Here is a 24,207-nt window from a genome sequence, read left to right as displayed (position 1 = left end):
CGCAGAGACGGTATTGGAAGTCAGCAATGAACAAAATAAAAAGAATCGAAATTCTTGAGCGATTACGAGAAAACAATCCGAATCCTCAAACTGAGCTTAACTGGAGCTCCCCTTTTGAGCTGCTAATCGCTGTATTACTATCAGCTCAAGCAACCGATGTAAGCGTCAATAAAGCCACCGACAAGCTTTTCCCTGTAGCGAATACACCTCAAAGCATTCTTGATTTGGGAGTCGATGGCTTAAAAGAATACATAAAGACCATCGGTTTGTTTAACTCAAAGGCAGAAAACACAATCAAGACTTGTAAGATCTTGTTGGAAAAACACAATGGTGAAGTTCCTGAAGATCGTGCAGCGTTAGAAGCGCTGCCAGGCGTAGGTCGCAAGACCGCAAACGTCGTGCTCAACACCGCTTTTGGTTGGCCAACTATTGCCGTCGATACGCACATTTATCGCGTGTCGAATCGCACTAAATTTGCGATGGGAAAAACGGTTGATGATGTCGAGCAGAAGCTATTAAAAGTTGTGCCAAAAGAGTTCAAACTCGATGTGCACCACTGGCTCATTCTTCATGGTCGTTATACGTGCGTAGCAAGAAAGCCTCGCTGCGGTAGCTGCATTATCGAAGATTTGTGCGAATATAAAGAGAAAGTATACCCAGATAGCTAACGCTATTTGTAAATCAAAGCTAGGAGCAAAAAATGTCAAACGGTCGAATTCTCCACACTATGCTTCGCGTAGGTGATCTAGACAAATCCATCAAGTTTTACACTGAAGTTATGGGCATGCAGCTGCTTCGTACTAACGAAAATAAAGAGTACGAATACACGCTAGCGTTTCTTGGTTATGGTGACGAATCCCAAGGTGCAGTGATCGAACTGACTTACAACTGGGGTAAAACTGAGTATGACTTAGGTACCGCTTTTGGTCATATCGCCATTGGTGTTGATGATATCTACACAACTTGCGACGCTATCAAAGCGGCGGGCGGTAATGTGACTCGTGAGCCAGGTCCAGTAAAAGGCGGAAGCACGCACATTGCATTCGTAAAAGACCCAGATGGTTACATGATTGAGCTTATTCAAAACAAGCAAGCTTCAGCAGGTCTTGAAGGCTAAGCGGCACTTCTAATAATCACTTGTACTGCAAGTTGAACTCCGATTACAGGCAGGTCTGCGATCTGCCTGTCCTTTTATAAACAAAACTCTTTACTTGATAATAGTTATCGTTTAGATTTATCCGCAACTTCGATATGCGGGATTACGATAATGATCAGTGAATGGGAAAAACACACACTTCTAGCCGATACGGCACTTCAACTAGATGACCCTGTTCGCAGCATTCTTCATTACCAGCAAGCCCTAAGCCTGAGTGAAGATATCAGCGAATGTGTGGAAATTGAGGCGGACGAGCGATTATTAATTTCTGTGATTTCTTGTCATAACTTAGCTCAGTTCTGGCGTTGGGCTGGAGATACTGACTATGAACTCAAATACCTTCAACTGGCCTCTGAGAAAGTCTTAACACTTATCCCACAATGCCCAAATAAAGAGTGTGCAAGCTTTATCGACTCGATAGGATGCTGTACTAAGGCGTTGATAGACTTTATGAAGCGTCACCCTAATCCAGCTATTGCCAAACAGGTTGAAAAAATAGATACCGCAACCAATTGCGAAGTCATTGCCAAATTCCGCTTAAACTAACATTCAAATTATACAGCAGGAATCACCGAAAGGTGCTTGGCAAAATACCACTAAAATATTATTAACAACGTCAGTAAATCAAAAACGCCGAAGCTTTCAGCTTCGGCGTTTTTATATGCATCACACTTGGGTTCGCCCTAGAGATATCACGACTCGGCGGTTTTTGTCTTTTCCTATTGGCGAACCGTTATCTGCAATAGGACGACGCTTGCCGTACCCTTGCACTTGAATTCGATCTTCCGGTAGCCCTAGAGACTGAAAATAGTCACGAAGTGACTCTGCACGTCGCTCTGATAAACTTTGACTCGCACTTTTACCATCGGTTGAATCTGTGTAAGTCGCCACCAGCACGAGATCGATATCTTGATTATGTCGGATATAATCTGCAATTTGTGATAAACGCTTTTTAGAAGCCTTGGTTAACTGATCACCTTGTCTTTCATAGTGCAAAATCGTAAAAGCAATGTCCTCAAAACTGTATTTCAATAAGTTTGAAATACAGTCGCTAAACGCGTTGTACTTGTTTTGAAATAGTACTGATGACAATGCGACTTCAATTCTCTGATCTCGGCTCTGCCAATCTTGGTAGCTAAAAGTCGGATAACGGCCTTTTTCCAGCTCAGACAAAATGCCCCATGCTGTTTGCCCTCCGACATAACCATCAAACTGTTTAAAAAACTTTAGGTTTGTAATTCGATCGGCGTGTTCACCTGGTCGCCAAGGTGGCGGCATAGAAATGAGACTGACGTTACGTGTTTCTCCCATCGGGCGACGCATTTTTAACTCAAAGTCTAAATTGATTTTTTTATTCGCACGAGATGAAAATACCGCATCTCCAAAGCTTGGAATGGGGTGCACAAGCTGACATTCTAATGGTGTATTGACCACCATTTCCCATTGAGATTGCTGTGGAGTTGCAGCATAACGTTTGCCCATCAAAGCGAAGCTGCTTGTGCTAAACAACGAAAATACAACACCACTGGTAATCAGCCATTTCTTCATCTAATACTGTCTCTTAAACGGCAGTCTGTTGCCGTCAATTTGCATCAATAAAACCACTTCAACCGGCATGCAAAAATCTCGCCAATATAGGGTTATCTGTCACACTGCCATTAATGTGAGCCACCGTGTTCCAATCACCTTAACCGCCACTTAGCGTTTTACTTCCTCATGTTTTATCGGTTTACATGATGCAAAGTATGGCGAATAAACGTCTACATAATATGCAATACAAACTTATTGATTGGATGCAAAATAGAATTCCGGTTTTCTCTTAAATTGCGGTTTTTCTCATCGGTATAATCTGCAATAATGCAGCCTTCGTCACACAAAAATAAGCCAACATGACACTAGAAAATGAAGCTCTAACCTTGAAAAAACGCTTTCGTGGTTATTTCCCTGTGGTAGTAGACGTTGAGACCGCTGGTTTCAATGCTCAAACTGATGCACTTTTAGAAATCTGTGCCGTTACGTTGAAAATGGACGAACATGGCGTGTTGCATCCGGCCTCCACCATTCATTTTCATGTGGAACCATTTGAAGGCGCTAACTTAGAAAAAGAAGCGCTTGAATTCAATGGTATTCGTGACCCTTTCAGCCCTCTTCGAGGTGCTGTTTCTGAGCAAGAGGCGCTAAAGGAAATTTATAAGCTTATTCGCAAAGAACAAAAAGCCGCAGATTGCTCACGTGCAATTATGGTTGCTCATAACGCAGCATTCGACTTGGGTTTTGTAAATGCAGCAAATGAACGCTGTAAACTAAAAAGAGTCCCTTTTCATCCCTTTGCTACTTTTGATACGGCTACATTAAGTGGCCTTGCTTATGGCCAAACAGTTCTCGCTAAAGCATGCAAAACAGCCGGGATGGAATTTGATAACCGTGAAGCACACTCTGCGCTTTACGATACACAAAAAACAGCAGAATTATTCTGCGGTATTGTCAACAAATGGAAGGCCCTCGGCGGTTGGCCGCTTGTCGACGAAGAATAATAAGTAAACACAACATATTAGGAAAAGTATGAATCCTGTCGTTATATCAGTGTGCGTCATGCTCGTGTTAGCATTGATGCGCGTAAACGTGGTGGTTGCCCTCACGTTTAGTGCCATCGTAGGCGGCCTAGTCGCAGGCATGAGCCTTGGGGATACGGTTGCCGCATTTGAAAGTGGTCTAGGTGGCGGTGCAACTATCGCGCTAAGCTACGCCATGTTAGGTACTTTCGCTGTTGCCATCTCGAAATCAGGCATCACGGATCTACTGGCCAAAAGTGTTATCAAGCGCTTAAATGGCAAAGAAAACTCCGCTTCCACTACTGGCTTAAAGTACGCCGTGTTGGTGGCATTAGTGCTTGTTACGATGTCGTCTCAGAACGTAATTCCGGTCCATATCGCCTTTATTCCAATTTTGATTCCACCTCTTTTGGGCGTATTTGCGAAACTTAAGCTCGATCGACGTTTGGTCGCGTGTGTTCTTACCTTCGGTTTGATCACACCTTACATGATCTTGCCTGTTGGTTTCGGCGGTATTTTCTTAAACAACATTCTGTTAAAGAACCTACATGACAACGGTTTGGAGAATGTGGTTGCAAGCCAAGTCCCAACCGCCATGTTACTGCCTGGTGCAGGTATGCTGTTTGGTCTATTACTGGCTATCTTTGTTAGCTATCGTAAACCGCGTGTCTACAAAGAAACTGAGTTGACTGTCGTTGACGAAACCGATCATGTCATCAATAAAAAGCACATCTTGGTTGCGGCACTTGGTATTGTCGCTGCATTGGGTGTTCAGCTTTACACGGGTTCAATGATTATCGGTGCTCTAGCTGGCTTTATGGTGTTTACTTTCGGCGGCGTTATTGCATGGAAAGAGACGCACGACGTGTTCACTAAAGGTGTACACATGATGGCAATGATTGGCTTCATCATGATTGCAGCAGCAGGTTTTGCAGCAGTAATGAAGCAAACTGGCGGTGTTGAAACACTAGTACAATCGCTATCAACCAGCATCGGTGACAATAAGCCTCTAGCTGCACTACTGATGCTGATCGTTGGTCTATTAGTAACAATGGGCATTGGTTCATCGTTCTCTACGATTCCAATCCTTGCAACTATCTATGTGCCTCTTGCGCTAGCATTCGGTTTCTCGCCGATGGCAACGATTGCCCTGGTAGGTACTGCAGCTGCGTTAGGTGATGCAGGCTCTCCAGCTTCTGACTCTACATTAGGCCCTACATCTGGTCTAAATGCCGACGGTCAACATGAGCACATTTGGGAAACAGTCGTTCCAACCTTTATCCATTACAATATCCCTCTAATCATCTTTGGTTGGATTGCAGCAATGGTGCTTTAATACTATTGTTTGGATGGATATACATTAGTTACGAAAAAGCCGCTCAATGAGCGGCTTTTTGTTATTCATAACTGTGGTTATTGCGCTGGCATATTGTCAATAATACGCTCACGAATCAGCTTCAAGGTTGGTTCTGTCGACAGGTAATCGACGGCAATCGGAAAATAAGCGTCGTTAATTTTTAGAACCAAGCTAGGGTAAGAGTTCACACCTAGGCTCTTTGCAAGGCTCAATTGATCTTCGAACACACCTTCTAAGAAAGAGCCATCCATGTCATTCTTGAATTGCTGAACATTCAAGCCAATTTCTCTCGCTAATTGCAAGTGAGTGGCTTCTTCATGAGGAGGCATCGCACGTAAGTAATACGCATGCTGAATCGCTTCTAGCATCTGCTCATAAGAATCTTGAAAGCCCGCTGCAATAACCGCACGACAAGATTGGTAAGTGCTTCTTACTGGTGTACAAAGCTTCCAGAAATCGTAGTTAAACTTAGTGCCTAACTGGCGCTCAATCTGCTTCCAAATACCTTCGAGTTTTTGTTGCATCTCGGGCGGCATCGGTAAATTAGTATCTGGCGCAAGACCACCAACCACATACTCAAACTGAATCACACCTGGCAGTTGCTGTTTTAGTTTATCCAGCGTTGGTTTGTACCCCCAACACCAACTGCACATTGGGTCATGCACGTAGTAAAGCTTTATATCCACTTTAATAATTAAACCTTTAAAATCATTTAGTTAAATCAAACAAAAACATTAAGTGGCGATGAAGTGGCGACACATTTAAATCTAATTGCTTGGTTTAGGCTTCGAAGTTAACAAGTTGTCCGGCAAAGAAGCAGGCTTTGGCTCTTCTCATGCACTCCCCACGAAAACAGCGATTTCTTACCGTTAACTTCAAAGTCATTTCAAAATCTCAGAGTAATTATACAGTCTCATAAATTGAAAAACTTATTTATCTTGGCAATTCACCTTCAAGCCTGTCTATACAAGGCTTCGTAAGCTTCACAATTGATCGTCTCTTTCTTCTTTTGATCGTCTTCATTTATGACGAAAAACACACTCACTCCATTATTTTCAAACACTTACCAATCACCACCTGATCTTTCCAGATCATTAAAATTGCAATTTCCTGAAATTCTTTTCAACTTTTGAAATTTCTAAAATGGCTCTAGAAGCGATTCTTAGAGGTCTTGGGGATTCTCGAACCCCGCTATGGCTAAGGCTTCGCTTGATATCTACCGTGTTACGTAAGCAGCTGAATTTCGACATTTGAGAATTGCGAAAAAACCAGATCGAAAAGCGCGCAGGTGGGGAGGAGGAGTGCGGATTCCGTCACATAGATGTGAGTTTACGCGTGTAAACTAATTGTATGTAGTGACGTTAGTCTCAGTGTTGGATGCTATTCTTAAATTTGGATCTGCTTATTGGAAGAAGTGTGTCGATTATGGCTACGATACAGAGGGCTCTAGTCGATTCACTAAAACACTCTAAAGTGGATGAACCAGGGCGTCACTCTAAGTACAAATCTAATTTACGTGATGAGAAGGAATTATAATGAGTATTGCGCAACAAGTTGATGATGCGAAGTTTTTAGCAGATAACAAAAGATATTTAGGCGCACTTACTAACTTAATGCTAGCTGTTGCGGCCTCATCCAGAAAAACTTTTCCAAAAGGTAAAACTAAATCGCTAGAAGACCCTAATAAGAATATGTCTGACAGAGAAGCTTTTACCTTATTCGTTGGAGGTAGAATCAACCAGATACTGTTCTGCGAAATTGGTAGTGCACACATAGGCAACAGTGGAATTAGTATCAGTTTTAAAGGAAAGCAGCATGACGTTGCTTATATTCTATATAAATACTACCGCTGTGAACTAGTCCATGAAGGTGAGCTACCAGCAGGAATTGAATTCGGTCCTTCAAGTTCTGCTCATAATTTGCTTTTTAGAAATAGCGGGCTCAATGTATCGATTGGTTGTGGCAGCACTATGGTCCTTGATTACGGCTGGATCGAGCTATTAATAGAAGTAATAGTGTACGCGCCATGTAATGCAAAGGCTTTTGGAATTAGATCGTTCAACTTAATTCCAATTGAAGGCACGACCGAAAAGGAGCATTGTGACTTAATGGTTCAAACTTATGGAATAACATCAGATCGCTTTCAACTGCTAAAGGAAGTTGCGCGTCACTTGACTCCTATACGTATCGTTAGTGATGACGATGAGCAATTAATTAGGGGGTTCGGTAATCTCGTATCAAAGGAAATTATTAACCGCGGATCTATAGTTGGACTTAGTCGTCAAAATTTATCGGATATAAATGGGAACCTACTACCTAAAGGTCTTAATATTTTGAAATATATTGGAGTTTCTTACAACTTGGTTGAAGTTGACGCTTAAACCAACATTTTGTACTAGTCCTCCATGAATATTTAACCATTCTCATACGTTTACACTATTGAATGCTGCCCGGCAGAGCTGCCACTCGATATGTTTGCCTTGGCATTTTGTGTGATTTCGTCATACACAGCATTGGCGATCGCTTCTGCCATCTTTCCTGCCATGGCGAATTCACCTGTTAGAACGAACCCTTGTGCTTGTAGTTCACTTGCCAACTTTGCTTTCAGAGATGCTTTACTCATTGCCATGTTATTTACCTGCCTTAACTGTCGATGACAAATCAGAGTGAGGCTTGCCTGTGTAAGCACAAATACAGTCACCTTGCACAACACCTTTACCACCATTCATGGTGATGAGGTCAGCCACTTCTATGATTTTCTTGGCAGTCGTGGTTTTATTGTTTGTGATTTCTTCTATTTTGTCTTCCAACACTTTGATGCGTTGATTTAAACATTCGGTGATGTTGTCTTTGTCTGTCTTGCTTTCAAAGTTACCTTCTTCGTCGACCAGTTGGTAAACACCTTGGCGTTGTTGATATCGGCTTTCGCCTTGCTTAATCGCGGGTAACTTGAATCCCAATGGCAGAACACAACGAATAAAAGGCTTATCCGGCTGGCCGAACATAAAGCCTATTTCTACAATGCTTCCGATTGCCGGTGGCTCCAGTCTACCGGCGTATTCACCCACACCTGGTATTGGAAGTGGTACCGCCTGAAGTGGTGATTTGTCTTTGAACTCCACGCCCTTTTCATCAAGCAGCTGAACGTCCACCGCATAATGCGGGTAAAAGCGATCAGACATGTCGCCCTCTTCAGGCAGCTCAGGTAGCGCAACCACCTTACCCCATCGTGGCAAATGCCAGCGTCCGGTCAGTTCTGGAAACAATCGGAAGATAATCCTCTTAATTGCATTTACGTCCATGTTAGCTTCACCTCTGTTCCTTGGAAATCAACGCCGACCAAACGCAGGCCATTGACGATTGCACCCGGTCTTAACTTAGGGCTTGCGGGTATTTTCACGGACTTGGCCGCAGTGTGCCCCGTCATTAGGCTATCAGGAATAGTTACCGGCTTATCTGCCCAGTAAGAATCCTTCCAAGTGCCCACATAGATTTGGCCGTTACCCTGCTGTTGCCAAAACAGGTCTTCAATACCGAAGGCTTGAGACAGCTCGTCCATCACTCGATAGCCATTACCATCACTGTAAAAGCAAGGGATTGATGTTTTGCTGTAGGTCGCTTCTGGTACCACAAACTGCAGTCCAGTTTTGTTGGTCACATCGCTGAGTAATTGCATTAACGTTGGGTGGCGAAGCGTGATATCGAGCGGCTTAAACAACAATGCCGCCAACTCGCGACAAAACAGTTCTGACCATCCTTTTTCTGATGCTTGAACCCGTTCGATGTAACCAAGAAATACCCGCGAGATGCTTTCACCCCACCCGATATCCACCGCGATAATGGTATTAACCTTCGGAGAGCCTTCAACGGAAATCGAGCAGCGACCAGGTGTATTCACATCAAAGAGAATGCGATGATTCTTTGCTTTAACCTTTTGATTCCCAAGATAGGCGCGGCAAACAAACTTATGGTTTGGTTCCATAACCTCCCCCTATGACAATATTTCGTCTAGTGATTTGAGAAACTTAATGATGCCTGTGAGTTCGACACTGGTATCCGGCGGAACGTCTTCACTTTGACCCGTTTCAACCGGAGTGGTTACCCCTTGCACCTGCTGCTGTGTTGCTGGCTTATCTTCCTGACGCTGTTCAACACGCTCAGGGACAGACAAGTGCTCGACTAACTCAAAAGCCACGTTCCATTGTCGGTTGCTCTCTTGCTCATCGGCTCGAATAGTGCCTTGGAACTTCACCTGGCGAATCTTGAGTGCCGCAGCCGTGTTATTGCTGATGCGGTAAATCTGGCGGGCACTGTTATCTTGCCCGCCTGCCATGGTGAACAGGTTGCTTAGGGTTTCACTCTTATTGAATGGGATCACGCCACTTACGGACAACACTTTGCCTTTGTTGCCCGTTTCAGCTTGGTCAGTCGATGAGGACTGGCCGGACATATCTTGTCCGGCGAGCTGTTGGCGAACGCTAATGCGCAGGTTCTTGAGTGAGATTTGAGTGCCGTTTAGGGTTAGCATCTTTAGTCCACTTCCTAGGCAACTGGCTCAAAACGGCTATCTGAAAGATACCCATTAAACATCATGGAAGGCGTAACACTACCTGTTATCACCACATCTTTTTCAACTAGCACTCCTTGAGAGCTGCGTAAATAACTCGCGGTGTATCCTGCATCCGTTTTTAAAATGCTACATCCTCTGAGATGATGCGGACCAAACTCTGGCTTTCCGGTACTATCAACGGGTAATGGCATGATTTGGCAATTGTGAAACCACGCGATACCGTCTGAAGCAAATGAGCCGGAATATTGATCATAAGCCACACATGATCCACCGTGAACTTCCAAGTAATGGGATACCGTAATTTCAACATCAAACATGGTGCACTGGCTAATCAAAATACGAAGCTTGATTCTATCCGCACCAATGTTTCTTTCATTAGTATTTGGAGCATATTGAACCAGCGTTTCTGCACCAGGAGAATTACCCTCGTTATACCTTGGATTACGGTTCGCATTAAAAATTCGAGAAACAGACCAAACCGCATTGTGCGCCCCATCCGCAGCATCGCCCGCTTCAGCATTCATTTTGACATACAAATCCTTAGGTCCGTTCACGGCAGATATGTAGGCATTAGGGTTTTCTTTTGAGTAGTTGACGTTGTCGATAATGACTCGCGCAGGAAGTCGAGTCCCTGTAGTAATGGCATTGTTTGAGAAATCCACACAAACAACACCAAACGCCTGATAAGTGAGATGAGAGTCCGGAGCTTCAATCACCACGTCTTTGATGATGATATTTCTTGCCCACTCGACGATATGGCTTGCTCCATAGTCGCCATCACAATGGAACTTAACTATCTGCAATCCAATATCACGCGACATGCTGGTATCCACAATCATTCTCAGACCATCAATTTCTATGGTACCTCGCCATTCACTTGCATAGTCAGGACGCAACTGAACTACATCACTAAAACCGTAATCTTTAGAATTAAGCTTGGTCGACTTTCCAAAGAACTTAGAGCAGTTCTTTAGCTTGAGGTAACCGCCTCCAGAACCAACCAATATCCCCCATTCTTTAAAATGGGTGTCTTCTGCTAAGAGATCCCAAAGACCGAAGTGCCCATCAAATCGATTGATTTTACAGCTCTTCAACGTCACCCCATTGACGAGGTTCATACCCGCGAAACCATAACCACAATAGGCGTTCAGGTTTTCCAGATATAAGTCCACGACGCCCGTTCCGGAAAGGCCGTAAGTGCCGTCTGTCCCATCCAAACGAGTCGGTGCTTCTGCGTTAACGTCGATGAGACGAACGTCAGCACACATTGAATAGCTCATTGGAGCACGGATATTTTTTTGGTCTGAATTGGTTTTATCTTTGAAACCAACTAGGTGCCAAATCGTATTGTTGCGCGCTATTTCTAAGAAGATATGGCTAGGACTGCCATTTTGGTCGAGGAACCCTCCCTTAATGGTAATGTAGCACTGCTCCATATTACGATACTGAACGGTCAGTGATTCAGATTGCGTGTAATCAAATCGTAAAGGCTTATTCAACTCACCGTTTTTACCCACTCGGTTTGGCTCTCGTTTATTTTCAAACGTAGAGGATGATGGGTAACGCTTGATATGAGGCGTATCAGAATCAATGAATATAAACGCGTTATGAAGAGTCGCCAGTGATGGCAACCAACTTGACGATTCGTAGAACTCACTTTTATTCAGCGGCAAAAGGAAGGTTTCCAGCGGGTTTCCTTCCGCTCGAAATAGGACGGGCATGCTCCAAGTCGCCGGGTTTCCAACACTTGAATCAATGATGAATTCTGTCATTCCCCAATCCACATTCGTGTTAATAACCACTAAGTGGCTATCATCAATCAGTGCTTTCCCATCTTCATTCTGAACTGGAACCAGCTTTAGATTCGCGCAATCATGACAGTCTTTAATTTGCTGCATTACCGAAGTTTGACCGTCTAATACCGCACCAAACTGGCGATAATTCAAAGGGCTGCTGACAATTTCAAATTCCCTACCCTTCGAATCGTAGACTAACCCAATGTCGAGATGCGACTTACCCGCTTCTTCAAGCTTAACGTTCCCTGTAAATGTAAATTCTGCTGAACCTTTATCGCCTGGCGAATAGTAGCCTCTGGTGATGACATGTTCACAGTCCAAGCTTCTATCAGTGAATGACGTAAAAGTTGGTAATGACATTGTCATCATTTTCGTGCCACCAATGCCTCGCAAATCACTCACTGTTCCATCAGCCAGCACCTTCGCAATTTTGCACACGAAATGCGAGATACCTTTACCAGTCGATGAATCGATGTAATCGTCTTTCTCTTCGGCCGTGATAACGAAATCAAACAGAGTCACCTGCTCACCTGTTGCTGTACCTTCGCGGTGCGCATCGATGTAGATGAACGAGGGCTTATTGGGTACCTGAATACTTCGGTCAAATTCCATGCTCACTCGGTTACCTGATACATAACCGGCACCCGATTTGATGTTGTATGCACTGCCTGATGGCGTCACCAAGAAACCATCTTCGATAAACCAGTCTTTGCCGTTCTGGTCGATGATGGATTGCGCCACATCACTGTCCATCTTCTTCATTCGATCAGTGGCGTTGTATTGCCAGCTGGATGCATCCACCGTGATGTTGGTGATTTCCGCGATGTCTTTGTATTCAAGTACGACCGAACGCACCAAGGTATTACCCGCAACACCTGGTTCATCTGCCGTCTTTGGTGTTAGCGCGTGATGGTCAATCGTGACTAATACGCCATATTCAGAGCAGTATGCGCCTGTCCAGTTGAACTCAAACGGACCAACATCGCTGGTCAAGGTGGTGCTGTAAATCACCGAGTCAGCAGAAAGTCGGCCGCGTTGCTCAACCTGCTCTTGATGAACAATGTCGTCAGTTGGTACCACATCATCTGGCTGTGGGAGCTCTGGGCGGTTGGGAATATTCGCAAATATCATTTTGTCGATGATAAGCGGCTTTTCTTCAGCGTTGAGCTGTGCCAACAGTGCTTTACCTGCGGCAGTTAAAATTGACTTGTCAGTGGTATTTGCCATGTTTAGTAATTCCTTAACCCTTCACTGTGGCTTGGTAATATTCGCAGTCGACGTTCAGCACACATGGAAGCATGCCAACGTTGAGCCTAGTCTTAACGTGAGACGTGGTGTATTGCGCTTCGACGTTCTTGCTTCGAGCGGCCAACGGCATTTCAACATAACTGGTGTATTGATATCGGCGGCAAGTACGCCCGTACTGTCTAATGACGGTATCTAACAACTTAGGGACATTGGTTAGGTCACCGTCGCGGATTTTTACGCTGATCACATCCCAATCCACATTAGCCAAACGCTCATCTTGTCCAATGTGCGGATAACCCAACTTGGCAAACATATCTTCCCAGCCTGCTATCGTGCCCGCGTCACGTGCGAAGCCATAAGCGTGAGCCACACGGGTTCGAAATAACGCTTCCGGCTCTTGGCCTAGGCGTTCTATATCGCGTTGCCAGGCAAGGATATTCACCAGTGCTATTGGTGCAGTAAGTGGGTCATGCTGCTGCAATGGCATTTCGAATGCCGACCTCACATGTCCCCAGTAGTTACGCATGGCTCGGGCGAACTTAGCCAGTTCGCCACGTCCCATCCAGTAACGCAGATTAATCTCAGGAATTTTCAACGGTCACCCCCAGAGAATTAATGCGCGGTACCGTCAAGTTATTGATGATGTCGGCATTATCGAATTCGAGCGATTCAATCTCCGAAAACTGCTCATGCAGCTCTTGCCCTAATCTTGAGAAACTGAATCGAAGCACCGGACTAGTAACTGTTGGCGAGTAATCGGTGTTCTCACGGAAAGCCGCACTAATAAACTGCTCCACTTTCATTTTCAACGCATCTCGGTCTTCCATCGTTAATGAACGAAGTGGCCAAACCCGGCAGACAATATCGTGGGCTGTTTCTGGCATGGCGAGGACTTGCAGATCATCACCATGTCCGTGCTGACCTTCGACACGGATGTACTCATTCAAATCCGCCAACATTTCTGCCGATGGTTCCCCCGTATCTAAAAGGATGAACGCGTTGGCGGTACCTGGACCACGCGGAGCGTTGTGCTCAAAATAGACATTATCGTCATTGATACCTGCGCGACTGGTGAGCAGTGAACGGTAAGCTGCGTCAATGTGCCATCTTGCTACTGCGCTCCATTGGTTACGAATACGTAGGCGGAGTTCGTCATTACTCTCTTTGTCTGCCCCAGCTTCATTCAACCATTCAGCAGGGTTGGTCACTGCGCCAATGCCCGGAATGGCTGTTGGTAAAATGTGGTAATACCCTTCACCTAGGTTGTAAGCCGCGCCCTCGTTCTCTGCCTCGACTTCTGCCATCACCATGGTGTCGTTCTCAGGCATCGTGGTATCAGCAAGCACCTTCACCCGGTAAATCGTGCCGTTAATCGGTTCGGTCTGTACCCACGTATCTTTGGGGATCACCAACGCAGGGCCTTTAACCGCAGAACGTTGAAAAGCGATCATTCCTTTGGCTTTGGTTGCCCCTTTTCGGGTGAGTTTGCATTGCCACGCCAACAAGTCGAGCCATTGGTCTACAGCGGTCGCAACAAACATATTCGGCAAGACATAGCCAACCAATAAGGTATTGATGAGCCACATCGTGACTTTCACTACGGTGGCTTCAATGAGTCGCCAAAATGGAGAAAACGGCGAGTCGTTTGAGATGATGGAACCTTCTTTATCCATCTCCTCTTTGAGTACTTTCTTCCACCCTGCTTCATCGGTTGGGATACCGGATTGCTTCACCAGTTCGGAATAATCCGGTTTTGGAATATCAGTCATTAACGCTCTCCGTTATTCACTATCTCTAATTTCAACTCGCCAAAGTCCATGGTGTCGGCAAACACGTAAATCGTGCCCTCAGTCGGTTCATCCAAACGCACGGTACCCGGTACCAATCGAACATCTTCTTCAACCAGCAATTCCAGCTTGGTGCGGATATCGGCTTTCTTGGATGGGCTTCGCTCAGCGATTAAATCCACCGCTAAGTTGCTCTCGATGATGGCGTGTTTGATGTCTTGGGCAATAACCGCTCGGTCTTGAATCAAGATTGGGTTGCGGCCTGCATCGAGCACCACATCCCCGTTCTCAATCAAAATGTCTTGGTATTTGTAATCCGCCATTAGCCTGCCGCCATTTCTATTTCACTCGCCATGTCTTGCGGGCTGTTCATGTAGGTTGGATAAATCGCCACACCACCGTAGTTCGTCGAACTGGTTTGATAGCTGGCAATGTTCTTGGCTGCGCCCCCAGGTTGAATTTGAGCACGAGGCGTAGCACTTTGAACGGATTTAGATTTCACTTGAGTAGCTTCATCATCGCTACCGAAGCCCGGTATCCAATCAATGAGTCCTTTCACGGAATCCCAAATTCCCGCTAGGCTCTGGGTAATCCAATTGAACACTCCGGAAAAAACCTCCTTAATTGAGTTGGCCATATCACCGATAAAGGCAAATCCACTAGTGTCGGTAAAGCCGCTCATGACCCATTGCCAACCTGCCTTGATGAACTCAAACATGGCTCTGAATGGAAGTGTGATTAAAGTGATTGCCCCTTCTAGTACTTGGAACCAGGTTGTGTCACCCAACGAGGCTTTCAGATCATCCCAGTAGAAGATCAGCGCACCCACTGCGGCGATTGCGGCAACGACAGCACCAGTAATGAATCCTATTGGGTTCGCCATCATTGCGATGTTTACCGCTAGCATTGCAACGCGAAGCGCTGCCATTCCTTTGGTTAGTAAAAAGTTCACCCCTGTAAACATCTTCATGGTGAGCATATAAGTCGCCATGACTTGTTTACCGACACCCATCATTAAGGTAAAAACACCACCTGCTGCTGCTGCACCTAAAATCGCCATGGCAGCAAAACCAATGTACTTGGTCAGGTTCGGGAACATCTCTGTCCATTCGATGATTTCTATCGCACCATCAGCCAAGCTTGAAATCACAGGCAAGAGAGAAGGCAACAACGCGGCACCAAAAGCAGTGCGAACTGCAAACACGCCTTGTTCGAGTCGTTCCCATTGGTCGGTCATCGCTCCGGCCATGTTAATTGCCGTATTTAAGTTACTAGCATCATTTAGGTCTTTGACGCTGGATTGCAGCTCATTCGTTTTGCCTATCAAGTCGGTGATAAGCAGCACGGCTTCATCCGAGCCGAAAGCTTGCTTAATCTGATCAATTTCCAGTGAATCTAAATCACCGAATTGGTTGCGTAGTTTCGACATAATGTCGAACATGGGCAGCATTTTTCCGTTGCTGTCTGTAAACGACATACCAAGCTTGTCTTGTGCTTTGACAACACCGTTCATAAAAGCTTTGTAACGAGTCCCCGCCTCACTACCAGTCATAGAGCCTTGTAGTAGGCCAAGCACGGCCATTTGCTCTTGAATGGCTACGCCGTGAGTTTTACCTAATGCGCCAACACCTTTAAACGCATCCGACATGCCTTGACCCGTGGTTTTGAACCTCTCGACAGATTTTGCGGTCATACCTGCAACTTGTTCAGCCCAGTTGTCTTTACCAATCCGATCGGCTTGGTCTTTAAAAACCGAGTACATGGTGCCCATGTAGTTGGTAATGGTGGCTGTATCTGCTTTAGTCGCAGCGGCTAAAATAGCCGAGCTTCTTGTGACACCCGCCAGTTCATCACCTGTCATATCTCCCATAGCAGATTTGATATCATACGAAGCCGCCACAAATTCAGTGGCCGACTTACCATATTCAACCGAAAACTTCATTGCGGTTTGGGTAAGGGTTTTTAGTTGGTCATCGGCAACACCAAGTGATTTCACTTCACCTAATGCCCTGTCCATCTCAATTGCTGGCATCAAGGCTTGTTGCAATGCAAAGCCAGCACCCACCATGCCTGCCGCGCCAGCCATCATGGTATGAGTACCCTGACGGTAGGTATTGGTGACATCATGCAAATTGCGTTGAATATTGCCCAGAGGTTTAGAAATCTGGTCAATCAATCCAACTTGAAATCTGAGTGCTTCTGGTAACATCGTGTTCCTTATCAGCTAAACGCCCTGGCAACCCCATTGGCGGTGGCAGCTTGCATGTTTTCCCAATACTGACGCTCTAACCAAATTGCCCTTGCAAGGTTCTCTTCGCTGTCTGTCTCACCCGGCAACCACTTACGGCGCCAGGTAAGCATTTGTTCGAGCTCGTTGGAGTCCATAGCCCGAACAAGGGCATCTATTTTTTTACTTTGATTTGCAGCTTCGGCGTGTACTCCTTGAGAACTTCACCCACAACCTGAATCGCTGCACCTGGGTTCTCGTTCGTCAGCTCACGGAATACTTCTTTGCTTTCTTCTGTAACGGTGTTCATCAGAAAGTTATGCGCAGAGTTCACGATTTCCCCCTGTGCCAACGCGTTCATGTAGTCGTTGTAATCCGCTTCTGTTGGGACGAACGTGATATCTGCATCACCGACCGTTAATACAATTTGCTTGCTCATGCTACATCTCTCTCTTTATCTAGCTTGGTTTCCAAACGGTCGAACCGTCCGTTAATTGAATCTTTCAAATCATCTACGGCTTCCCGTAGTTCGTGCTTGGTGGCGTACTTTTCAGCGACATCACCACGCAGTCGCTCAGTGGCTAGCTCATTGGCATGGATACGACGATCATGATCTCGGGCGGTGTTCTGCCCTTTATCCGTTCTGCCGAAAACCACATTGATGATGGCGATAAGCAGCGCTATCGTTGCCACAATCGCCGATATCCATGATGAATCCATCGCTATTCCTTCAGTGGCACTTCTTTCAAGCGTTTGCCTTGTAAAGCGTTGATGATGTCATCCACGGTTTCTTGCAGAACATCGTTTGTGCTCAGGCCTTTCAAGGTTTCCAAGCCCCATACCACAAGACGTGTGGCGAAGCGTTCAAGGATGATTGACCAACTGATTTGAAAGAACAGACCTTTCAGTACTTCCAACAATGTCTTGCCAACGATTCCAGTTATGAAACTCATGCTGCTTCTCCGATTAGCGATTGATATGCTTGCAGGTAATCTTCTGCGGTTGCTTTCCCTGCGCTCGTGTTCCAGTACTTCTTCGCGTACCGAGCCAAGCCTTCTAGGTCATCGGCTTCAGGCAAGGCTTCCGGGAACCGAATTAAATTGAGTCGTGCGGTTGCCACTGCGAACTCGGGTGAAATCACCATGTAACGAGGGTCTAAGTGCTCAACGGGGCAAAACATCGACAATGCATCCAACAAGTGAGGGCGGCTGTTACCTAACCACTCGACAAGCCAGTTGAAGGTGGCTGGCTCCATTTGGGTAAAGCCCAATGCAGGACCACGCACTTGTTTTGAGTAAGTAAACTTTCCAGACTCATGGGCAATAATCATCAGGATCAGATTAATGGCCGCTTGAGTGTTCATTGTGCCTTTACCACCGGATGCCATGTCTAAGTGGTCAAGGACTGGCTTCATGATTTTCTCAACAAAGAGCTTTGCTAAATTCATCGGGTCATTCGCTCCAATTCGCTTTGACACTGGGTGCAGTAGATGCAACCTGGTACTTTTTGGCGGCGTTTTTCTGGGATTGGGTCGCCACATTCGCCGCATTCATGTGCGCTTTCCCGTTTTTCAATTTGCTTAGCCCTTGCCAGTTGGTTGGCAAGCGCCACTTCTGTGAATTGGGTTTCAATACCGCAGGCATGGTCGATAACATCTGCCATCATGCCTCCTTGTTATTGAACCAAGTCTTCGGTTTCATCCGGACGTAGGTACGGCACACCGTTGATGCTGACAAAGTCTGGGCTTGTCACCTCGAATGGCAGCTTGTGAACTAATGCACTACCGCCATTCGAATCGGCATCAAGTAGGTCAGAGATTTTGATACGACATCCGAAGGCTTCAATTTTGAGCTCATCTTTATCAATCTTGCCGTAGAACAACGCGTCAAAATCAGGCATTCCTCGCCAAGAGCCGGCTTGTTTCGCTGCTTTGCTTAGTAGGTTAAATTGCTGCGTGGTCAGCTCCATCTCACCGCTAGCCTCAACATCTCCGTCGACGTAACCATCTGGCACACCAGAGGTTTTATTGACGGCGGAATTATCGGTGATGGATAACGAGACTTTTTGTGCTTTGAGCTTGTAGTCACCCAAAGAGAAATGCATGTTCTTGCCAGAAATTCTCATGGATTACGCCTCCAAATCTGCAGGGTTAGCAAGATCAAGCGCGATGTTGACCACGATGTGTTTCGGGCAGTTATGAGGACGAACCATCAAACCTATCGACACTTTGGTTTTGGTTACCCACTGAATGGTGACGTCACCATCTTCTGGCGGCATGATTTCACCAGGGAAGGTAATGCCGCCAACTTCTGTCGTTTTCGACATATCACGCATATCTTTGCGAAAGTAAGTGCGGTTCAGCTCAATGCTTGCAGGCGTTGAGTTAAGAATGCGGTCGGCAATACGTCGAATAGCTTTGATACGCACACGGCGGTTAAGCTTGTGCACCGGGCGAACGTATTCGAGGTACTGATAATCACCGCCTTTGGATTCCAATGTGGTTGCGTCCGACCAGTACACCCCTTCTAAATCGGCGTACCATTGCGGCAGTGAGTAACGTGCGTCGGCTAGCGTTGCGATGGTGCTCATCTCTAATGCTTTGCCTGCGCTGTCCGTTGGCATGTCACCCAAGCTCAATACTGAGCCTGTTGCGACACGCATTGGGCTGTCTGCTACCGTGACGTTTCGATCACATAGACGACCAGCAAGTACACCCACGTTATTGCCGTTAAGCTGAGGAACGGGTGTCACGAGGTTTGCAGAAACATCTTTCACCAGATCAAGCATAACGGTTTCGTACTCTGCCCACGTTTGGCCTGTATCCGGGTCTGAATCAATACCGGCACAAGCTGCAAGGAAGAACACCCAACGGCCAAGTTTGCTAGTCAGTTCGGTTGCTTTCGACTGCATATCATCAAACTGAGTTTTTACCGTGACTGGGTCACAAATGGCGATGCCTTCGAATGAGTCAGTCAGATTCGCCAAATCAACAGCGTGTTGCCAGGTATCATCTGCATCTAAGCCAACAATCGCACCCGTCCAGTTTTGTTTGCCGTTAAGCTGAGCGGCTTTCACGTTCAGACCAAGCGCATCATCGGCGACAACTTCGTCAAGGTTGGTCATGTTATTAATGCGGGTCACTTTGCCTTGCAGTTCTACCTGGTCAGTGCGCCCGATGAAAAGCACGTGACGTTCTATCTCAGGGATACCGCCTTGTGCCAAATTGAGATTGTTAACCTCTACCTTTCCGGTTGCCATTGGTTATTTCCTCTGTTTTGCCTGCTCAAATATCTTGATGAGCTGGCGGTTCACTTCACGTTCTTTACTACCGAGAATCTGACGCTCTGCTAATGGAATATCCCAACTGGTGATATTTGGTTGATTAGAGAGTTCTCGAATAAGTTGTCCTGCTTGTCCGTGGGTGATGGTTGCCATCAACTCACGTAAACTGGGTTTCTTTCGCCCTTTTCCGCTTTTTCTTGGTACCGTGTAACCCAGTTCTCTTAGCTTTCTCGCTTGCCCTTTGGTACAAAGTGCTGAGTAATCTGGTTTACCCCATCGCTTTTGCATTTGGCGCTTGGTCATCTTTTGCTTTTGACCAAGGTGGTGCCTTGCTGCGATTTTTGCGGCTAACTTGTTACTCCAAGTCAAATCAAGCTGGTTGGCGTTTCTCACATAAGGCGTTAAGCCCTTTGCCATCCGCTTTAAAACCTTGCCTTTCTTCTTTCCTTTCTTTGGTTGCAGAGCGCGTCCGTTAATGTCTTTTTGGGAGCGAATGCGTTTGCGAGTATTGGCTTTTTCCCAACGGCCAAGGGTTTTCAGTATCCAGACTCGCTTTTTAGGTGGCAGAGCCAGCATGGCCAGCTTTTCCTGCATGTTGAGCACATCGCGCTCATTGACCTTAATTTGCGGCTTCATTCACCAACTCCGCTTCTTCTGCGGTGTAGATTTCAACGGCCTGTACTCGGTAGGTTTCCCCTCGCCAAGTGATCATTCCCGCAGGGTCAGGGATCAGCTCAATCGGCTCCATCATTTCCAGTTCAATGGCAACGTCGGCTACTTCACTGCTGATCACATCAACCGAAAGATCTGGGTCGCCTAACTCATCTTCATTACGCGTGGTGTCGTAATCGCTCAGCCAACAAGCAACCAGAGCAAGTAAGCAGCGAGGGTCGAGAAGTCGGTGTGGAAACTCTTCAATACTGATCACGGCGTTGTACTTCCAGTGACAAGCGATATAACCGCCGTTCCCTCGGTCTTCACCGTTTGGCACGATAGAGCCGTTTTCCTGCCAGGCGTCGATTTTGTTATCGAGTACATTGGTATTCAGGTGACTGACGATGTAATCCGTCAGGTGTTCCAGCTTGGTTTTGTTGTAAGTGGTTTCGCTCATATCGAGTCAATCCCATTCGCACTACGGCCTAGCAGCAAACGCACATCAACATTACTCTGGGTGATAAAACGTGCCTCTTGTTCCGGTTCATCCGTTGCCACGCTTTCACCCTCTTTTCGGCGGTCTTGGGTCGCAAACTCTTTCAGCAGCTCAGCATGAGCCCGACCATAAACCGCACGTTTGTAGAGCATGATTTTCGGGTTGCTCAGCACTGGCTTTTCACCATCGACGATCAAGCTTTCTAATCGTTCTTGGATATTTAGCGAGGCGATGGTCACCGCATAGTTCAAAGAGTCGTTATCAAACGTATGTGGAACACGACGTAAACTGCGAAATTCAGCCGTGGATAAATCCGGCCATCCTTCACCTGGTATGGCGATATCGACTGCGCTGTTAACATTTCCGCCAAAGCTCATAACGGTTCCTTGCTTATTTAAATTAGGGCGCCTCTAAGCCACTGGGTCGACGGTATCGAGTTAGCCGATTGGCTTCTCTTACCTCACCAGCCGAGGCGCGGTGGCGTAGGAGTCTTTACAAATTCTTGCCTTCGTTAATGGCGCGAATACGGGCTTCAATCTTTTTGATTTGGGTACCCACCCCCACTTTGCTGTTCTTATCGTGAGCGTGTTGAAGCAGAGCCAATGCTTTTTCCAACGTTTCCACATTTCCGACTGCCGTGGCTTGCGGCTGGCCTTCTTCATTTCGAATCAGGTATAAACCCGCGAACTTGTACCACTTGGCGTGAACCTTCTCGTGCAAACGCCAGTCTTTCTCTACCTTTTCGAATACCTGGGAGAAATAAGGCTCGATGGAATGACCACGTTCGGATTCAGTTTCCGCCCATGCCAACACTTCGTCAGCACAGAACGTCGGCCAGTCACGACGGAAGTTTTCTGGTGTAGGTAAGTCCAGCTCAATGGCTTTCATGCACCATTCGATTGCGATATCCAGCTCTTTAATGTCGAATAGCCAAACCACCAAGTTGGTGAAAATTGGGTTTTCGAACGCTTCGCCACTTTCTAAGTAGGCCTGAACGTACGGCTTGTACTTCGGTACCAGCACTTCACGCTTATGCTTAATTCGATCAGCGATGGCATTTAAAGAGCGCAAATACTTGCGGTCTTCTTCAAACTCAATCAGCTTGATGTGCAGGCTGTCGGTATCTGCACCGGAACTCACTCCCGGTGCAGACTGGTTAGCTTGCTTTTCAATGAGCTGTCGACGCTGTTTTGCTAATGGGCTAACCATGCGTCACTCCTTAAGCTGCAGGCTCAACCACGGTCACCGCTTCAATCGCAGCGAACTTGTTCAGGTTGCCTACGGCATAACCTTCCATGCGGATGTGGTTACTCTCAAATCGCATACGATCAGTATTGTTCTCTTGCTTGCGCCATTGGGTACCTGACTGAGTCAGAATCTGTAGATTCTTCAAGCTAGTGACCCAAACCGCATTCGCTGGAAAGAACGGTGGTGTGTATGCTTTTTTGCCAGCAATGGTTTTCGCCAAAGATTGAGCCGCTTTATGCTCAGTTGGTGTGTTGGCTGATTCCAATAGTCGGTGCTGCTCAGCAGCGACTAAGTTAGAGCCGATCACCACAACTAGGTCGTCGTCTTGGCGATATTGCTCTGCAATGGTTGTGTTGATTAGGTCTTGAACCAACGAGTCCAGGTTCTTGTAAGAATCTGCCGTTGCGCCTGTTGCATCCAGTTGTGCAGCAGGCAATACCTGAGCAGCTTTCTTCTCTTTGACGATGGTCAGCCAGCCTTTGTTAACGTCCTGACCAAGTGGATTAGCAACGGGGTCGGTTGTTGCAGCGACACTTGTACCGTTGAAGCCGATGCGCAGCATGTCTAATGCAAAGCGTTTGGTGATGGCACTTTTCATTAGATTCATCCACTGGCCTTTACTGCCAGAGTTAATCCATTGAGCCATGAGTTCCCAAGGGATGTGCGCACCTGAATCTGTTTTTACTAGTTGATAGGTGTTGCCATTTTGACCCACTTCCACGCTGAAGCGGCCATCTGCACGACCCGTTGACAGACCGTCGTCACCTACATCAACCACTTGCCCTTGGATTTGGTCAACAAGTCCTGTGTGGATCATGCCTAGAAATGCATGGGAATGTTTTAGTGCTTCACGAAGCTTGGTTTCCATTACCGGTGTGATGGAAAACATTTTCTCGTCTGCTTCGGCATTCGCTGCTTTAAGAGTGCCGCTGATAAATTCTGCTAGATAAGTTTTAAAATGTACTTTGCTCATTTAGTAGAACTCCATTGTGGTGTTAGCGCCCTCGCCTTCCGGCTCTTGACCCGGAACTTCTTTCGAAAGTTCAGCGAATTGGTTTTCTAAACCGTTCACTTTCTCAATTAACGGTTTTAACTTTTCATCCAAAGAGGCAGAGAACAGCTCAATGGTTGCACCCTGCTCTTCTGGCTCTGGCGTTTCTGGTTCGTTTTGCAAGTTGAATTCTTCAGCAAGTTCTTTCTTGAACTCACCTTTAAATGCAGAAAACTGTTCTTGCAGAGCGGCTTTAAGTTGCTCTTCGGTCACTTCAGTATCCTCTGTTGATGTAGTTTCTGGCACTTCATCGCCAGAAGAGAAAAATTCATTGAATGCCGCGAAAAAGCGGTCTTTGCGCGTGAAGCAATCGGAAAAATCGACTTCTTCCAATTCGCTACACTCTAATTCGGTGGTTTCGCCAGATTGACGAGAGAATTGAAGGCGCGATGTACCTGTGGAGGCTGGGGAGTCAGTCGCAGCTAGGCCCATTAAATAGCAACGCCCTTCGCCCTTGTAATCGGGATTAGGCTCGATGGATGTGAACAGCTTTTGCTTTTTGCGGTTGGCTTCAAGCATGAATTCATTTGGCTCAAGCTTCGCGAACAGACGTAGTTTGCCATCTTCTTCTTCCGCTTTAAGCTCAACAACATTGCCCCAGTTTTCACCGTAGCCATAAAATCGACGGTGTTCTGGCCAGATTAGCGCGGTGAACTCTTTCGGGTCATAGCTTGCCGCCATTTGCTCAATCCAATCACGGGTAATCTTGCGCCCGTCTACGGTTGGCCCCTCAGTAGCAATGATTTTCCAGTCACTAATCTTTGGCATTTTGGTACTCTAACT

The 24,207-nt window shown here is 46.3% G+C and carries 31 protein-coding genes; 6 read left to right on the top strand and 25 right to left on the bottom strand.

Annotated features, from left to right (window positions below; translation table 11 throughout):
* Window positions 1-26: 26 nt before the first annotated feature.
* The 3 genes from nth to R7P67_RS12375 all read left to right on the top strand — a co-directional run bounded on the left by nth (window position 27) and on the right by R7P67_RS12375 (window position 1,702).
* On the top strand, window positions 27-668 hold the full coding sequence (gene nth / locus R7P67_RS12385; protein WP_005380743.1) for an endonuclease III: 642 nt from the start codon (window positions 27-29) through the stop codon (window positions 666-668).
* 32 nt (window positions 669-700) lie between these two features.
* On the top strand, window positions 701-1,117 hold the full coding sequence (gene gloA / locus R7P67_RS12380) for a lactoylglutathione lyase (RefSeq protein ID WP_005380739.1): 417 nt from the start codon (window positions 701-703) through the stop codon (window positions 1,115-1,117).
* 150 nt (window positions 1,118-1,267) lie between these two features.
* Window positions 1,268-1,702 (top strand): DUF2753 domain-containing protein, encoded by a 435-nt coding sequence (locus tag R7P67_RS12375; protein WP_005384886.1) that lies wholly within the window; start codon window positions 1,268-1,270, stop codon window positions 1,700-1,702.
* Window positions 1,703-1,822: 120 nt separating this feature from the next.
* Here the strand turns inward: R7P67_RS12375 and motY are convergent, their stop codons facing one another.
* Window positions 1,823-2,704 (bottom strand): flagellar protein MotY, encoded by an 882-nt coding sequence (gene motY, locus R7P67_RS12370; protein WP_005384887.1) that lies wholly within the window; start codon window positions 2,702-2,704, stop codon window positions 1,823-1,825.
* A gap of 341 nt (window positions 2,705-3,045) precedes the next feature.
* Here motY and rnt point away from each other — a divergent pair, with 341 nt between their 5' ends.
* Both rnt and R7P67_RS12360 read left to right on the top strand, forming a co-directional pair.
* On the top strand, window positions 3,046-3,690 hold the full coding sequence (rnt, locus tag R7P67_RS12365) for a ribonuclease T (RefSeq protein ID WP_005384888.1): 645 nt from the start codon (window positions 3,046-3,048) through the stop codon (window positions 3,688-3,690).
* 28 nt (window positions 3,691-3,718) lie between these two features.
* Window positions 3,719-5,044 carry a Na+/H+ antiporter family protein gene (locus R7P67_RS12360; protein ID WP_017821192.1) on the top strand — a complete coding sequence of 442 codons (1,326 nt, stop codon included), beginning with the start codon at window positions 3,719-3,721 and terminating at the stop codon, window positions 5,042-5,044.
* Between the two features lie 77 nt (window positions 5,045-5,121).
* Here the strand turns inward: R7P67_RS12360 and R7P67_RS12355 are convergent, their stop codons facing one another.
* Window positions 5,122-5,751 (bottom strand): DsbA family protein, encoded by a 630-nt coding sequence (locus tag R7P67_RS12355; RefSeq protein WP_064354203.1) that lies wholly within the window; start codon window positions 5,749-5,751, stop codon window positions 5,122-5,124.
* Window positions 5,752-6,600: 849 nt separating this feature from the next.
* Between R7P67_RS12355 and R7P67_RS12350 the strand changes: the two genes are divergently transcribed.
* A complete protein-coding gene (locus R7P67_RS12350; protein ID WP_318085997.1) occupies window positions 6,601-7,446 on the top strand; it encodes a hypothetical protein in 846 nt (281 codons plus the stop codon).
* Between the two features lie 50 nt (window positions 7,447-7,496).
* On the opposite strand, the gene R7P67_RS12345 is transcribed toward R7P67_RS12350, so the two are convergent.
* The 23 genes from R7P67_RS12345 to R7P67_RS12235 form a co-directional block, all read right to left on the bottom strand.
* Window positions 7,497-7,694, bottom strand: coding sequence for a hypothetical protein (locus R7P67_RS12345; RefSeq protein ID WP_318085996.1), 198 nt, complete (start codon window positions 7,692-7,694; stop codon window positions 7,497-7,499).
* 1 nt (window position 7,695) lies between these two features.
* The gene (locus R7P67_RS12340; protein ID WP_025518650.1) at window positions 7,696-8,367 is read right to left on the bottom strand and encodes a hypothetical protein; all 672 of its coding nucleotides are present in this window, start codon (window positions 8,365-8,367) and stop codon (window positions 7,696-7,698) included.
* Window positions 8,358-9,047 carry a hypothetical protein gene (locus R7P67_RS12335; RefSeq protein ID WP_213966737.1) on the bottom strand — a complete coding sequence of 230 codons (690 nt, stop codon included), beginning with the start codon at window positions 9,045-9,047 and terminating at the stop codon, window positions 8,358-8,360. Before R7P67_RS12335 ends, R7P67_RS12340 begins: the two co-directional genes overlap by 10 nt.
* 9 nt (window positions 9,048-9,056) lie before the next feature.
* Window positions 9,057-9,593, bottom strand: coding sequence for an adenine glycosylase (locus tag R7P67_RS12330; RefSeq protein WP_318085995.1), 537 nt, complete (start codon window positions 9,591-9,593; stop codon window positions 9,057-9,059).
* A gap of 14 nt (window positions 9,594-9,607) precedes the next feature.
* Window positions 9,608-12,658 carry a phage tail protein gene (locus R7P67_RS12325; protein ID WP_318085994.1) on the bottom strand — a complete coding sequence of 1,017 codons (3,051 nt, stop codon included), beginning with the start codon at window positions 12,656-12,658 and terminating at the stop codon, window positions 9,608-9,610.
* Between the two features lie 13 nt (window positions 12,659-12,671).
* Entirely contained in the window at window positions 12,672-13,274 is a 603-nt protein-coding gene (locus tag R7P67_RS12320) for a phage tail protein (RefSeq protein ID WP_318085993.1), read from the bottom strand.
* Window positions 13,261-14,448, bottom strand: a complete 1,188-nt coding sequence (locus R7P67_RS12315; RefSeq protein WP_318085992.1) for a baseplate J/gp47 family protein — start codon at window positions 14,446-14,448, stop codon at window positions 13,261-13,263. Before R7P67_RS12315 ends, R7P67_RS12320 begins: the two co-directional genes overlap by 14 nt.
* Window positions 14,448-14,789 carry a DUF2590 family protein gene (locus tag R7P67_RS12310; protein ID WP_065302671.1) on the bottom strand — a complete coding sequence of 114 codons (342 nt, stop codon included), beginning with the start codon at window positions 14,787-14,789 and terminating at the stop codon, window positions 14,448-14,450. The genes R7P67_RS12315 and R7P67_RS12310 overlap by 1 nt, the downstream gene beginning before the upstream one ends.
* The gene (locus tag R7P67_RS12305; RefSeq protein WP_318085991.1) at window positions 14,789-16,675 is read right to left on the bottom strand and encodes a phage tail tape measure protein; all 1,887 of its coding nucleotides are present in this window, start codon (window positions 16,673-16,675) and stop codon (window positions 14,789-14,791) included. The genes R7P67_RS12310 and R7P67_RS12305 overlap by 1 nt, the downstream gene beginning before the upstream one ends.
* A gap of 11 nt (window positions 16,676-16,686) precedes the next feature.
* A complete protein-coding gene (locus R7P67_RS12300) occupies window positions 16,687-16,827 on the bottom strand; it encodes a DUF6890 family protein (RefSeq protein ID WP_164673212.1) in 141 nt (46 codons plus the stop codon).
* 41 nt (window positions 16,828-16,868) lie between these two features.
* On the bottom strand, window positions 16,869-17,132 hold the full coding sequence (locus R7P67_RS12295; RefSeq protein WP_025517572.1) for a putative phage tail assembly chaperone: 264 nt from the start codon (window positions 17,130-17,132) through the stop codon (window positions 16,869-16,871).
* Window positions 17,129-17,413 carry a hypothetical protein gene (locus R7P67_RS12290; RefSeq protein ID WP_025517570.1) on the bottom strand — a complete coding sequence of 95 codons (285 nt, stop codon included), beginning with the start codon at window positions 17,411-17,413 and terminating at the stop codon, window positions 17,129-17,131. Before R7P67_RS12290 ends, R7P67_RS12295 begins: the two co-directional genes overlap by 4 nt.
* Window positions 17,414-17,415: 2 nt before the next feature.
* A complete protein-coding gene (locus R7P67_RS12285) occupies window positions 17,416-17,646 on the bottom strand; it encodes a hypothetical protein (protein WP_031856782.1) in 231 nt (76 codons plus the stop codon).
* The gene (locus R7P67_RS12280; RefSeq protein WP_250155519.1) at window positions 17,643-18,107 is read right to left on the bottom strand and encodes a hypothetical protein; all 465 of its coding nucleotides are present in this window, start codon (window positions 18,105-18,107) and stop codon (window positions 17,643-17,645) included. Before R7P67_RS12280 ends, R7P67_RS12285 begins: the two co-directional genes overlap by 4 nt.
* A gap of 29 nt (window positions 18,108-18,136) precedes the next feature.
* Window positions 18,137-18,355 (bottom strand): TraR/DksA C4-type zinc finger protein, encoded by a 219-nt coding sequence (locus tag R7P67_RS12275; RefSeq protein WP_085342828.1) that lies wholly within the window; start codon window positions 18,353-18,355, stop codon window positions 18,137-18,139.
* Window positions 18,356-18,367: 12 nt separating this feature from the next.
* Window positions 18,368-18,817, bottom strand: a complete 450-nt coding sequence (locus tag R7P67_RS12270) for a phage protein (RefSeq protein WP_025605246.1) — start codon at window positions 18,815-18,817, stop codon at window positions 18,368-18,370.
* Window positions 18,818-18,820: 3 nt separating this feature from the next.
* Complete coding sequence (locus R7P67_RS12265; protein WP_318085990.1) at window positions 18,821-19,951, bottom strand: DUF2586 domain-containing protein; 1,131 nt, start codon at window positions 19,949-19,951, stop codon at window positions 18,821-18,823.
* Window positions 19,952-19,954: 3 nt separating this feature from the next.
* Window positions 19,955-20,611: a virion morphogenesis protein gene (locus tag R7P67_RS12260; RefSeq protein WP_318085989.1), complete on the bottom strand. Its 657-nt coding sequence runs from the start codon at window positions 20,609-20,611 to the stop codon at window positions 19,955-19,957.
* Entirely contained in the window at window positions 20,595-21,086 is a 492-nt protein-coding gene (locus tag R7P67_RS12255; protein ID WP_281946384.1) for a phage tail protein, read from the bottom strand. Before R7P67_RS12255 ends, R7P67_RS12260 begins: the two co-directional genes overlap by 17 nt.
* Window positions 21,083-21,502 (bottom strand): head completion/stabilization protein, encoded by a 420-nt coding sequence (locus tag R7P67_RS12250; RefSeq protein ID WP_158174084.1) that lies wholly within the window; start codon window positions 21,500-21,502, stop codon window positions 21,083-21,085. Before R7P67_RS12250 ends, R7P67_RS12255 begins: the two co-directional genes overlap by 4 nt.
* Window positions 21,503-21,617: 115 nt before the next feature.
* Window positions 21,618-22,334 carry a phage terminase small subunit gene (gene gpM / locus R7P67_RS12245; RefSeq protein WP_318085988.1) on the bottom strand — a complete coding sequence of 239 codons (717 nt, stop codon included), beginning with the start codon at window positions 22,332-22,334 and terminating at the stop codon, window positions 21,618-21,620.
* A 10-nt stretch (window positions 22,335-22,344) separates the two neighbouring features.
* Window positions 22,345-23,346 carry a phage major capsid protein, P2 family gene (locus R7P67_RS12240; RefSeq protein ID WP_318085987.1) on the bottom strand — a complete coding sequence of 334 codons (1,002 nt, stop codon included), beginning with the start codon at window positions 23,344-23,346 and terminating at the stop codon, window positions 22,345-22,347.
* Entirely contained in the window at window positions 23,347-24,192 is an 846-nt protein-coding gene (locus tag R7P67_RS12235; protein WP_318085986.1) for a GPO family capsid scaffolding protein, read from the bottom strand.
* Between the last annotated feature and the right edge of the window lie 15 nt (window positions 24,193-24,207).

This window comes from Vibrio sp. Vb0937, assembly GCF_033338855.1.
This window is presented reverse-complemented; position numbering and strand designations above follow the sequence as displayed.